This window comes from Paenibacillus marchantiae (assembly GCF_028771845.1).
In the GTDB taxonomy this organism is placed as follows: Bacteria; Bacillota; Bacilli; order Paenibacillales; family Paenibacillaceae; genus Paenibacillus; species Paenibacillus marchantiae.
This window is the reverse complement of sequence record NZ_CP118270.1, coordinates 544,953-557,347: the sequence shown is the minus strand read 5'-3', so window position 1 is coordinate 557,347 and position 12,395 is coordinate 544,953. Positions and strand designations below refer to the sequence as shown.

The following is a 12,395-nucleotide window of genomic DNA, read 5'->3' as shown; positions in this document are numbered from 1 at the left end:
ATATTTTCCGAATATTTATTCAATAAATACAAATGATTATGCGCCTTTACTTGGATATTACAAGAGTTCTGTATAAGTGAAGCAGATGTTAGATAACATACACGGACATTGACATGTTTAGGACTGAGAATCGGTATCATTTTACACTGTGTAACATGAACAGGCCCATACTCAAAACAGTCTGTATAATGTAATCCCCGCCCAAAGATATATAGTATTACCTAACAAGCAAAACCTGTTACGTTCGTGTATATAAACCTTCCATTCAGCCTTGGTGTGAAAAGATTGCGAGCTTCCCGCGAAAAGGAGAATGCCCATGTCCTCTATCATCGTCCCCGACACCTGCCATATCGAGCTGGATCACGTGTCCGTTGTATTTGGCAGTGGAGCACAACAAGTTACCGCCCTGTCCGACGTTTCATTTCAAATCCATTTCAATGAATTTGTCTCTCTGCTTGGCCCCTCGGGTTGTGGAAAGTCCACACTGCTGCGACTCGTAGCCGATTTGCTCCAGCCAACGACAGGCAGCATCCGGGTTGCCGGGGAGGAACCGGAGCGGGCGCGGTTGCAGCGCCAGTTCGGTATTGTCTTCCAGACTCCAGCGTTATTCGATTGGCGCACGGTACGCCACAATGTGGAGCTTCCCCTGGAGCTGCTCGGCACAAGCCGGAAGGAGTGCCGCCGCATGAGTGGTGAACTGCTTGAAATGGTCGGGCTGACTCGCTTTGCTGACCATTATCCATGGCAGCTCAGTGGGGGCATGCAGCAGCGTGTTTCCATTGCACGTGCACTCGCGCTTGATCCGCCATTGTTGCTTATGGATGAACCTTTCTCCGCACTGGATGAATTCACGAAGGAGAAGCTGCAATTGGAGCTGCTTGATATTAAGCGATCTACAGGCAAGACATTCCTGTTCGTTACACACAGTATCCCCGAGGCCGTATTTCTATCTGACCGCATCATCGTCCTCTCCGCACACCCTGGTCAGGTGCACTCCATTCATTCCGTCAACCTGCCAGCCAAGCGGGATCGAGAGCTGAGGGAAACCGAAGCCTTTTACCGCATGATGACCACCATCCGAAATTGTTTCTATGAGGAGCGTGATCCAATCCATGTTCCTGCACACCAGTAAGCTGGGTTTTCGCTCCTGGGTAGTGATCTGGATTTTGTCCGTATTGCTGCTGTGGGAAGGTATCGCCTGGATTCTCCACTTGTTCTTGTCACCCCAGCAGGCAGCGTCCCGTCTTCCTTATCTGCACGAGGTTCTCGCAGCCCTGTTTCGTTACTCAGGCACATTGGCTGAACAGGGGGCCGTAACGTTTGGGAATGCAGCAATTGGTTTTGCAGGTGGAACCGTGTTAGGTCTGCTGTTGGCCCTGCTCATGAGTGTGGCGGTTTGGGTAGAGCGTACCTTATCTCCGTATGTCATCTCTTCCCAGATGGTGCCCGTAATCGGTCTTGCGCCCATTGTCTATGGCATTATCCATAACGCCGAGTGGGCCCGAATTATAATGGCGGCTTACGTTACGTTCTTCCCGATTATCATCCACACACTCAAAGGATTAAAAAGTGCAGCGCCGGAGCATCTGGAGCTTATGCGTTCCTGTGGAGCTTCCCTGCCTGCGCGTTATGTCAAATGTCTGCTGCCTTCTGCACTGCCTGGTCTGTTTTCCGGGATGAAAATAGCTGCTCCACTTGCAGTCACTTCTTCCATTGTGGTGGAGCTAATGGGAGCCCCGGATGGACTTGGCGTACTGATGGTCAGTTCCTTGTATTACGGCAGTGCCCAAATCGGCATGTTCTGGGCAACCATCATGCTCAGCATTGGCATTGGACTCATCTCGTATCTTGCCATCAGCCTTGCTGAGCGCTGGCTAACCCCATGGCAGCCCGAATTCAGGGCCAAGGGAGGGCGTGCTGCATGATGAATGAAAGTGTGGTGGTAAGCCGCAAAGGTGAGGAGGGTGCGACGGTCGCTGTCTCTGGCACGGGCACGGGCTCCATTGGGGAATCTATTGTGGATTCGATTAAGGTGCCAACTGCTTCAGGCTCGGATATCCATGGGCAACAGGGACAAGCCGGACAGAGACTGCGGGGTAGTAGTGTTCGCAAAAGATCAATTGGATTGCGCCTACTGCCGTGGCTTGCCGGAGCCTTATTTCTTACCTTATGGCAGCTTCGATTGTTCCATCAGTTATTCTCGCTTGAAAGTTACCAACTGCCTGTGCCATCAGCAATTGCAGCGTCCATCAGCGAAAATGCAGAAATGCTCTTCCGATACGCGATGTACAGCGGAACCGAGATGCTGGGTGGCTTTCTGCTCGGCTCCTTGCTGGGAGCCTTGGCGGCTGCGGGTGCATCCTTCTTCCCGACGAGTGGCAGGGCGGCAGTTGCTGTAATGTCAGCACTGAACGCCGTTCCGATTGTTGCGCTGGCCCCGATTATGAACAACTGGTTTGGGGACGGGATATGGTCACGTATTGCCGTCGTGGCTGTAATTACGATGGCTGCCATGGCTGTGAGTCTATTCAAGGGCTTGACCTCAATTCAGCCGCAATACAGTGATCTGATGGGTGGTCTTGCCGCCAGTAGGATGCAGGTTTTCGTGAAGCTGCGCTGGCCACATGCGCTACCTTCCCTCTTCGCAGGTCTGAAAATTAATATGTCGACCAGCATTATTGGCGCCATTGTGGGTGAGTTTTTCATCGCCTCCCAGGGGCTTGGATACTTGCTCTCGGATCAGATCCGACTGGCGAACATGCCACTTGCCTGGTCCTGTATTGTTATCGCGGCTGTGCTCGGTATTGTGCTGTATGAAGTCGTCGTTCTGGCCGAGAAACGGCTGATCCCGTGGAATCGTGCACGTACAGATCCATAAAAGCTCATTCAGATGCCAACCTTCCACAGATCGATTGACTCGTGAAGCAGGGCTACACAGTACCTGATTGAAAATCCTTATATATAAACAGGGGGTTGTTCTGTATATGTACAAAACGTTAAAACCGGGTTTTCTGGTGTTGGTACTGTTGGTCGTTGCGATGCTGGGAGCGTGCTCCGCAAAATCAGAGCCGTCCGTCACTCCTGCTGCTGCCAGCTCTGAGGGAGCGGGAGGGGCAGATCAGCCCTTAACCAAAGTGAAAATTCAGCTCAAATGGGTGCCACAGGCTCAGTTCGCGGGGATATACGCCGCTAAGGAGAAAGGTTTCTTTGCAGATGAAGGTATTGATGCCGAGATCATTCCGGGTGGCCCGGATATCGTGATTGAACAGCAGGTGGTCAACGGCGCAGCCGATGTGGGTATCACTGGGGTAGACAGTTTGCTGGTCAGCCGGGATAACGGTCTTCCGCTGGTCTCCCTCGCCCAAGTTTCGCAGAAGAGCAGTTATCGATTGATTGCGAAGAAGTCCGCGGGTATTACCGATCCCGCCCAGATGAAAGGCAAGAAAGTGAGCACATGGTTTGGCAGCCAGCAGTTTCAGGTTCTCGCTTTTATGGAGAAGAACGGCCTTGATCCAAAGAAGGATATTGAACTGGTGAAGCAGGGCTTCACGATGGATCAGTTCTTCAACGATCAGGTGGATGTCGCCACGGCAACGATCTATAACGAATATCACGTGGTACTGGAAAGCGGAACGAAGGAGTCCGACCTGGATGTATTCAACATTGAGGATGCCGGGGTAGGCATGCTGGAGGATACGCTGATCGCGAAGAAGGATTGGGTGGACAGTAATAAAGAGCTGGCGGTGAAAGTGACCCGTGCCGTTCTGAAAGGCTGGAACTACGCCATCGACAATCAGAATGAAACGGTGGATATCGTCATGAAAAGTGTGACGGACGGCAGCACGACCCGAGAACATCAGGTGACCATGCTGGAAGAGATTGCGAAGCTGATTCGCCCGGAAGGGTTTACGGAGAAACAGGTGGGCAGTTTTGTGGATGAATCGTTTACCCGGACTGCGGATATTGCCCTGAAGTATGGCCTGATCAAGAAAGCCGCCAATCTGGACGAAGCACTGGAGAAAAGCATCTATGAAGAAGCGGTGAAGGATGTGACGAAATAAATAAGCGTGGAGCGTTCGGAAGTGGGCACTGCAATCGGAGTGGTCAAGTGTAAAGTCCATAGATTCAGGTTAGAGAGGAGGATGACGAATGAGCTCAGTGGATCAGCAACCCCAGCCGCGTGGTGGTACAAAGGAAGAGTGGCTGGAAAAGGATCGCAAATATGTGTGGCATCACATCTCGCCTCATAACGATCATCCGATGATTGCCGTAAGCGGGGAGGGCAGCTGGATCACGGATCAGGATGGCACACGGTATCTGGATGCGATGTCGGGACTGTGGTGTGTGAACGTCGGGCATGGACGCGAGGAGATTGCCCAAAGTGCCTATGAGCAGATGAAAGCTCTAGCGTACGTGCCCATGACCCAGAGCCATGAGCCGGCGATTCTGCTGGCAGAGAAGCTGAATGACTGGCTGGAGGGGGAGTATCGCATATTCTTCTCCAACTCGGGTTCAGATGCCAATGAAGTGGCGTTCAAAATAGCCCGTCAGTTTCATCATCAGAATGGTGAACCAACTCGTCACAAATTCATCTCCCGTCACCGCGCCTATCACGGCAACTCCATGGGCGCACTGGGCGCTACCGGGCAAGCGGCCCGCAAAATCAAATACGAGCCGCTGGGCGTAGGCTTTTCTCATGTACCACCTCCCTATTGCTACCGCTGTCCATTTGGACGAAACAAGGATGGATGCGGACTGGAATGCGCCACTATCTATGAAGAGGTTATTCGTTGGGAAGGGCCGGAGACGGTAGCTGCGGTCATTATGGAACCAGTCATTACAGGGGGCGGCATGATTGTCCCGCCTCCGGAGTATATGCGTACCGTGCAGGAGATTTGTGAGCGTTATGGGGTGCTGTTCATTGTGGATGAGGTCATCTGCGGATTTGGCCGCTCCGGGCAAAAATTCGGTCATCAGAATTACGGGGTGCAGCCCGATATCGTCACGATGGCAAAGGGCATGACGAGTGCGTACGCTCCACTATCGGCGACAGCCGTTCGAGCAGATCTGTATGACACCTTCAGACAACCCGGACTCGATTCACACTTTCGTCATGTGAATACGTTCGGGGGCAACCCAGTCTCCTGCCGCGTGGCACTGACCAACCTCGATATCCTGGAACGAGAGAATCTGGTCAGCCGTGCCGATGAACTTGGATACCTGCTCCGGGATAAGCTGGAGCCGCTGCTGGAGTTATCGGTGGTTGGAGATATCCGTACATTTGGCTTCGCCTGCGGGGTAGAGCTGATTGAAGCCGATGGTTCACCTGCTCATGCGGATAAGGTCATGAAAGTGCTGGCAAGCTGCAAACAGGACGGCATCCTGATTGGCAAGAACGGCGATACCGTACCGGGATTTGCGAATATTTTGACCATCTCTCCGCCGTTTGTCACCACCGAGGAAGAATTGGACCTGATCGCTGGTAGTTTGCTGGCTGCACTACGCAGTTTGGATGCAGGGTAGTGATGGAGAGGAAGTGGAATATAGGTGGGATCTCTATTTATATCGTGCTTGTAAATGTGCGAAAGGAGGCGAGGGAGGATGCAGACCACCACTGGAAAAATCATCAATCAGCTGCGTCTGGATGATCGAATTGAACAGTTGTCCTGTATTGGCCGAATTGTGGAGACGGGTGTCTGCCGACTCGCCTTGACTCCGGAAGACATGGAGGGCATTATCCAGGTTCGTCTCTGGATGGAAGAGGCCGGACTTGTGACTCGCCTTGATCCGTTTGGCAATCTGATTGGTCGCTTTGAAGGTACAGATTCGTCCTTGCCGATCCTCATGATCGGTTCGCATATCGATTCCCAGCCATATGGCGGTCGGTATGATGGGGCCATCGGCGTCCTTGGTGCGCTGGAAGCTGTTCAGTGTCTGATGGAACAAGGCATTCGACCTCGGATGCCGATTGAGGTCATTGCCTTTTGTGATGAAGAGGGCTCGCGTTTTAACAAAGGATTATTTGGTTCACGTGGCATAACCGGACAGCTGGAAGAAGGAGAATTGGAGCGACAGGACAAAAATGGGGTGACCCGACGAGAGGCATTGGAGGCCTTTGGCTGTGCACCAGAACAATTTGCCGAAGCGATCTATCCGGCTGGCTCTATTGGCAGTTATCTGGAGCTGCATATTGAGCAAGGACCTGTGCTCGAATCGCTGGACGCTCCGGTAGGCCTGGTGACTGGCATCTCGGGCCCGCTGTGGCTCACGGTGACAATGAAAGGCATGGCAGGGCATGCCGGGTCCGTACCGATGGGGATGCGGCATGATGCGCTGGTGGGCAGCGCCAAGGTCATTGCGGCTTTTGACGATATGGTCAGAGAAGATCCGGAAGCTCCGACAGTAGGGACCGTGGGGAGCCTCCGTGTCTTCCCGGACTCACGCAACATCATTCCTGAACAAGTCAGCTTTACGGTTGATTTGCGAGATATGGAGATGGAGCGCAGAAATCGGCTTGAAGAAAGGTTAATGAGCCTCTTGGATGACGTTAGCTCGGAATACGGCCTGACCTACTCTTTGACCGAAGATACCAACAGCGAGCCGCGATATTGTGCAGAACGAATCAAGAATGCCATTCGCTCTTCTGCCGAAGAAATCGGCCTGCCTTTACCGGAGTTGATGAGTGGTCCGTTTCATGATGCACTTGCTCTTTCTTACGTGTGTGACTATGGCATGATCTTTGTTCGCAGCAAGGATGGAATTAGCCACCATCCAAGTGAGTATTCTTCGCCCGAGGACATTGCTCTCGGTACAGAAGTGCTGTACCGCACGATCAGGCAGATGTGCAGCCCGGAAACCGGCGAGTAACGAGGGGAACATACCAGGAGGGAGGACGCTGGAAGTTCATTTCGTAGGTAACAATCCAATGGATACTTCAAATCCAATCATATTCGGTGGGTTTTACAGTCATATAAGATGATGGTGATTTTCATATAAACGGACAGCGGACAGTTTCTTAGAGGAGGCGATGTGGCGTATGGGTAAAATCAGCATCGGGATGATTCAAGCTTCACACGAGGTGGAGGGCTCGGCCCCAGTTGAAGTGCATAAGGAGGCCGCCATTCAGAAACACATTGCGCTGGTGCGTGAGGCGGCTGCTCGGGGAGCGCAGATTATCGGCTTGCAGGAAGTGTTCTACGGGCCTTACTTCTGCACGGAGCAGAGCCCCAAGTGGTATGCATCTGCCGAGCAGGTGCCGGAAGGACCGACAACCATGCGTTTTCAGGAGCTCGCGAAGGAGCTTGGCGTGGTAGTCATTTTGCCTGTATACGAGGTGGAAGGGATCGCTTCGTATTACAATACGGCTGCTGTTATTGATGCGGACGGCTCCTACCTGGGGAAATACCGCAAACATCATATTCCGCATGTGGAAGCAGGCGAAGGCACCAATGGGTTCTGGGAAAAATATTATTTCAGACCCGGTAACCTGGGCTATCCGGTATTCGATACAGCCTACGCCAGAGTGGGCGTGTACATCTGTTACGATCGTCATTTTCCGGAAGGGGCACGGCTGCTTGGGCTGGCGGGTGCAGAGATTGTATTCAACCCTTCCGCAACGGTAGCCGGAACATCGGAATATTTGTGGAAGCTGGAGCAGCCTGCCCATGCGGTAGCTAATGGCTATTATGTGGCTGCCATTAACCGAGTGGGAGTGGAATCGCCATGGAATATGGGTGAATTTTACGGTCAGTCGTATCTGGTGGACCCGCGAGGCAGGATGGTGGCCATGGGCAGCAGGGATCAGGATGAGGTTATCATTGGCGAGATGGATACGGAGTTGATTCGGGAAGTACGCAATGTATGGCAATTTTACCGCGATCGACGGCCTGAGACCTACGAACATCTTGTTAACTTGTAGCTGAGCGAAGATAGTTTTGGCATCGCAGTCCCTGTGTGAGTCAGTCATTAACTTTATCCGGCGGCGAAAGGAAAAACAGAGATCAACCTTATGGAGGTGCATGATATTGATGAACAGCGCAGGAGCAACGTTGTCTGATTACGGATGGGAGAGTCGTTTTACCGAAATGAAGCCTGCAATGACGGGCAAGGAAGCGATGGAGGAATCGAACCGCTGTCTGTACTGTTATGATGCACCCTGTATCAAGGCATGTCCAACCGACATTAATATTCCTTCGTTTATCAAAAAAATCTCAACAGATCACCTCAAAGGCTCGGCTCGGACTATTATGGAAGCCAACCCGGTAGGTGCTAGCTGTGCACGGGTCTGCCCGACAGAGGAACTTTGCGAAGGCGCTTGTGTACTGAACGAGTCATCTAAGCCGATTCGGATCGGTGATTTACAGCGATATGCAACAGACTGGGCACGGACGAAGAATGAACCGTTATTCAAGGCAGCGCCTGCCAACGGAAGAAGTGTTGCAGTTGTAGGCGCAGGGCCTGCGGGATTGTCTGCGGCCAGAGAGTTAGGGCGTGCAGGGTATGAGGTGACGATCTATGAAGCCAAAGCGAAAGGCGGAGGGCTTAACACGTATGGTATCGTGTCCTTTCGCCTGCCGGAATCCGTAGCCTTATGGGAAGTCGAACAAGTGCAGGCACTGGGGGTGCAGGTTCGGTATGGTGTACGCATTGGGGTGGATGTATCCGCTGAAGAGTTATTGGAGCAGCACGAAGCCGTTATTCTGGCTTGCGGGATGGGCGCTGTTCCGATGCTCGGCATTGAAGGAGAGACGCTGGAAGGTGTCTATGATGCCATTGAGCTGGTGGAATCCACGAAGCAGGGTGTGCCCCCGGCTCTGAACGGTCTGAAGGTTGCCATTATTGGTGCGGGCAATACGGCAGTGGATGCAGCGACCTGTTCGGTACGCCTAGGTGCCGAGCGTGTGCAGATGCTTTATCGACGTGGGGAGAGCCAGATGACAGCGTATGCCTTCGAATATACATTTGCGAAGCAGGAAGGTGTGGAATTTCGCTGGTTCACCATGCCGAAGCGCATTATTGGAGACGAGAATGGCCGAGTCCAGGCTATAGAATGTATGAAAATGAAGCTGGTTACTCCACCTGGAGGTGGTCGGGCATTGCCTGTGCCGATTGAGGGATCGGAGTTCATGCTTGAATGTGACACCGTTGTTCGAGCCATTGGACAGAACCGTTTGCTGCCATTAATTGAGGTATTTGGCCTGCGTCATCACTGGGGCGTTGTTGAAGTGGAACCACAGACGTACCGTACGTCCCATCCACAGATCTATGCGGCAGGCGATGTTATCTTCGGACAGGGGCAGGGCGAAGCAATGGTGGTCTCCGCAGCTCAACAAGGCAAGCTGGCGGCTGCATCGGTGATGAAGGCGTTGCCCGGACAGGTGGAAGAGACGGCATGAGATATATTTAGTTATAGCTAACGAATCTTATGCACCAAGCCTTCTACGATTCGTTAAAACGCTCACCTACCGCATTTGCACCAAACAGAAGGTGTACGGTTCGTTAGAATGTACACAAACAGTATATAACAGCAGGTTGGCAACACCAATCACTCATACTAACCCTGATCAAGCAGGATTCCTGGGTCATACGTGAGATTCCAGTCTATCTTGTGAAGTTCAAACAAACACCATTGTGAGTTCAAACCACACCAAGGAGGGATCGTTATGGCTGACTTATCCATTAATCTGGCAGGTATTCGATCGCCCAATCCATTCTGGCTGGCCTCTGCGCCGCCGACCAATACCGGATATCAGGTTCAGCGCGCCTTTGAAGCAGGCTGGGGTGGTGCCGTCTGGAAGACGTTGGGCGAGCCGATCATTAATACCTCTTCGCGTTTTGCAGCCGTTCATTTTGGTGGACAGCGCGTCGCGGGTTTTAACAATATTGAGTTAATATCCGACCGGCCGCTGGAGGTGAATCTACGTGAAATTGCTGAGACCAAGAGGCGTTTCCCAGATCGGGCAGTGGTTGCTTCACTCATGGTGGAACCGAAACGCGAGAAGTGGCATGAGATTGTGAAGAAAGTCGAAGCTGTCGGCGTAGACGGGCTGGAGCTAAACTTTGGATGTCCGCACGGCATGGCCGAGCGTGGTATGGGAGCAGCGTCTGGTCAGCAACCGGATCTGGTTGAATTACAGACGATGTGGGTGAAGGAAGTGGCGACCACACCTGTCATTGTGAAGCTAACGCCAAATATCACCGATATTACGGCGACTGCCCGGGCAGCCGTGCGTGGCGGTGCGGATGCGATTTCCCTGATTAATACGATCAACTCCCTGGCGGGTGTGGATCTCGATTCATGGAATACCGTGCCGCATGTAGGTGGCAAAGGGGCGCATGGCGGCTACTGCGGTCCGGCTGTGAAGCCAATCGCGCTGAACATGGTTGCCGAGTGTGCACGCAATCCGGCAGTTGGTGTGCCGATTTCCGGCATCGGAGGCATATCCGATTGGCGGGATACCGCAGAATTTTTACTTATGGGAGCGACGGGGGTCCAGGTATGTACCGCAGCCATGCATCATGGCTTCCGTATCGTGGAGGACATGATCGATGGCTTGAACGATTATTTGGATGAGAAAGGTCTGCGAAGTGTATCTGAATTGATTGGTCAGACGGTTCCGCGTTATTCGGATTGGGGCAATCTCGATTTGAATTACAAAGTGGTAGCCCGCATCAACCGCGATGTCTGCATCAATTGCAACAAATGCCATATCGCCTGCGAAGACACCTCGCATCAATGTATTGATATGTTGTCTGACCCCTCTGGCTCGTATCTGGAGGTCGTTGAGGAAGATTGCGTCGGATGTAATCTGTGCTCGATTGTCTGTCCGGTGGACGGCGCAATTGAGATGGTAGAGATCGCACATGAACAGGAACCGTTAACCTGGAATGACCGTCAGTCTGCGATTGCCCTGCTGCAATCGGCCAGAGACCAATCCACCAAGGAGGCGATATCATGAGTACCCGCAAATTGATTCGTAATGGAATGTTGGTCACAGCGTCGGATACGTTTGAAGCGGATATCTACATTGAAAACGGAAAGATCGTGCAGATTGGCATGGGACTTGTGCCGGATGAACGAACGGAGGTTGTGGATGCGTCTGGCTGTTATGTCATCCCTGGCGGGATTGATCCGCATACTCATCTGGATATGCCGTTCGGCGGAACGGTGACGGCGGATGATTTTGCAACGGGTACCGCAGCTGCTGCCTTCGGTGGCACAACGACGGTCATTGATTTCTGTTTGACGCAAAAAGGTCGACCTTTGCTGGAATCCCTTCAGGAATGGCATGCCAAAGCTGAGGGCAAAGCCGCCATTGATTACGGGTTTCATTTGATGATTGGCGAGATGAATGATCAGGTGCTGGAGGAACTGCCACAGATCATTGAAGAAGAGGGCGTGTCTTCCTTCAAGGTGTTCATGGCTTATAAAAATCAGTTCCAGGCCGATGACGGCATTCTCTTTCAGACGCTGCAAAAGGCCAAAGAGTTCGGTGCACTCGTCATGGTGCACGCCGAGAATGGTGATGTTATCGATCTGCTGGTCCAGCAGGCGCTGGCGGATGGAAGAACTGATCCGATCCACCATGCACTTACCCGACCTTCCATGCTGGAGGGAGAGGCTACAGGGCGTGCGGCCCGACTGGCAGCACTTGCCGATTCACAGCTTTATGTAGTGCACGTCACCTGTGCTGAAGCTGTGGAGCAGATTGCGCGTATGCGAGACATGGGCTATCGAATCTGGGGCGAGACCTGTCCGCAGTACTTAACTCTGGATCAATCGAAGATGGATCAACCGGATTTTGAAGGCGCGAAGTATGTCTGGTCCCCACCGCTGCGTGAAGCCCATCATCAGGAAGTGTTGTGGAATGCACTCAAGAATGGTCAATTGCAGACGATTGGCTCGGACCATTGTTCGTTTAACTTCAAGGGACAGAAGGATCTGGGACGGGATGATTTCAGCAAAATTCCAAATGGAGGGCCTGTCATTGAAGATCGGCTCAGCATTTTATATTCCGAAGGGGTAGTGAAGGGGCGAATTTCGCTTAATCAGTGGGTGGATTTATGCTCTACACGGGCAAGCAAGCTATTTGGTTTATTTCCGCAGAAAGGAACCCTTGCTGTGGGGACAGATGCGGATATCGTTATTTTTGACCCATCTATCTCAAGGGTGATTTCGGCAGCTACCCACCATATGAATGTGGATTATAGCGCCTTTGAGGGCATGCAGGTTCAGGGATGTCCGGTGACAGTGCTATGCCGCGGGGAATATGTGATTCGGGATCGACAGTTTGCCGGAGTGGCAGGAGCGGGTCAGTATGTGAAGCGTGACAAATATGATGCCGGTGCACCATTACCTGTGAGACAGCCTGTGACGGCAGTGAATGGAGGGTGAA

The 12,395-nt window shown here is 52.4% G+C and carries 10 protein-coding genes; all 10 read left to right on the top strand.

All coding sequences use genetic code 11. From position 1 onward, the window contains the following. Window positions 1–316 precede the first annotated feature (316 nt). The 10 genes from PTQ21_RS02685 (at window position 317) to hydA (ending at window position 12,394) form a co-directional block, all read left to right on the top strand. Window positions 317–1,132, top strand: a complete 816-nt coding sequence (locus PTQ21_RS02685) for an ABC transporter ATP-binding protein (protein WP_274568735.1) — start codon at window positions 317–319, stop codon at window positions 1,130–1,132. Further along, entirely contained in the window at window positions 1,101–1,925 is an 825-nt protein-coding gene (locus PTQ21_RS02680; protein WP_240321522.1) for an ABC transporter permease, read from the top strand. Before PTQ21_RS02685 ends, PTQ21_RS02680 begins: the two co-directional genes overlap by 32 nt. Continuing rightward, window positions 1,922–2,878: an ABC transporter permease gene (locus PTQ21_RS02675; protein WP_274568734.1), complete on the top strand. Its 957-nt coding sequence runs from the start codon at window positions 1,922–1,924 to the stop codon at window positions 2,876–2,878. The genes PTQ21_RS02680 and PTQ21_RS02675 overlap by 4 nt, the downstream gene beginning before the upstream one ends. 106 nt (window positions 2,879–2,984) lie before the next feature. Then, window positions 2,985–4,061: an ABC transporter substrate-binding protein gene (locus PTQ21_RS02670; protein ID WP_274568733.1), complete on the top strand. Its 1,077-nt coding sequence runs from the start codon at window positions 2,985–2,987 to the stop codon at window positions 4,059–4,061. 88 nt (window positions 4,062–4,149) lie between these two features. Further along, complete coding sequence (locus tag PTQ21_RS02665) at window positions 4,150–5,523, top strand: aspartate aminotransferase family protein (RefSeq protein ID WP_274568732.1); 1,374 nt, start codon at window positions 4,150–4,152, stop codon at window positions 5,521–5,523. A gap of 78 nt (window positions 5,524–5,601) precedes the next feature. Further along, window positions 5,602–6,867 (top strand): M20 family metallo-hydrolase, encoded by a 1,266-nt coding sequence (locus PTQ21_RS02660; protein WP_274568731.1) that lies wholly within the window; start codon window positions 5,602–5,604, stop codon window positions 6,865–6,867. A gap of 169 nt (window positions 6,868–7,036) precedes the next feature. Next, window positions 7,037–7,918, top strand: a complete 882-nt coding sequence (locus PTQ21_RS02655) for a nitrilase-related carbon-nitrogen hydrolase (RefSeq protein ID WP_072733644.1) — start codon at window positions 7,037–7,039, stop codon at window positions 7,916–7,918. A 109-nt stretch (window positions 7,919–8,027) separates the two neighbouring features. Beyond that, window positions 8,028–9,395, top strand: a complete 1,368-nt coding sequence (locus PTQ21_RS02650; protein WP_274570432.1) for an NAD(P)-dependent oxidoreductase — start codon at window positions 8,028–8,030, stop codon at window positions 9,393–9,395. A gap of 267 nt (window positions 9,396–9,662) precedes the next feature. Next, on the top strand, window positions 9,663–10,958 hold the full coding sequence (preA, locus tag PTQ21_RS02645; protein WP_063566946.1) for an NAD-dependent dihydropyrimidine dehydrogenase subunit PreA: 1,296 nt from the start codon (window positions 9,663–9,665) through the stop codon (window positions 10,956–10,958). Further along, a complete protein-coding gene (gene hydA / locus PTQ21_RS02640; protein WP_274568730.1) occupies window positions 10,955–12,394 on the top strand; it encodes a dihydropyrimidinase in 1,440 nt (479 codons plus the stop codon). Before preA ends, hydA begins: the two co-directional genes overlap by 4 nt. Window position 12,395 lies beyond the last annotated feature (1 nt).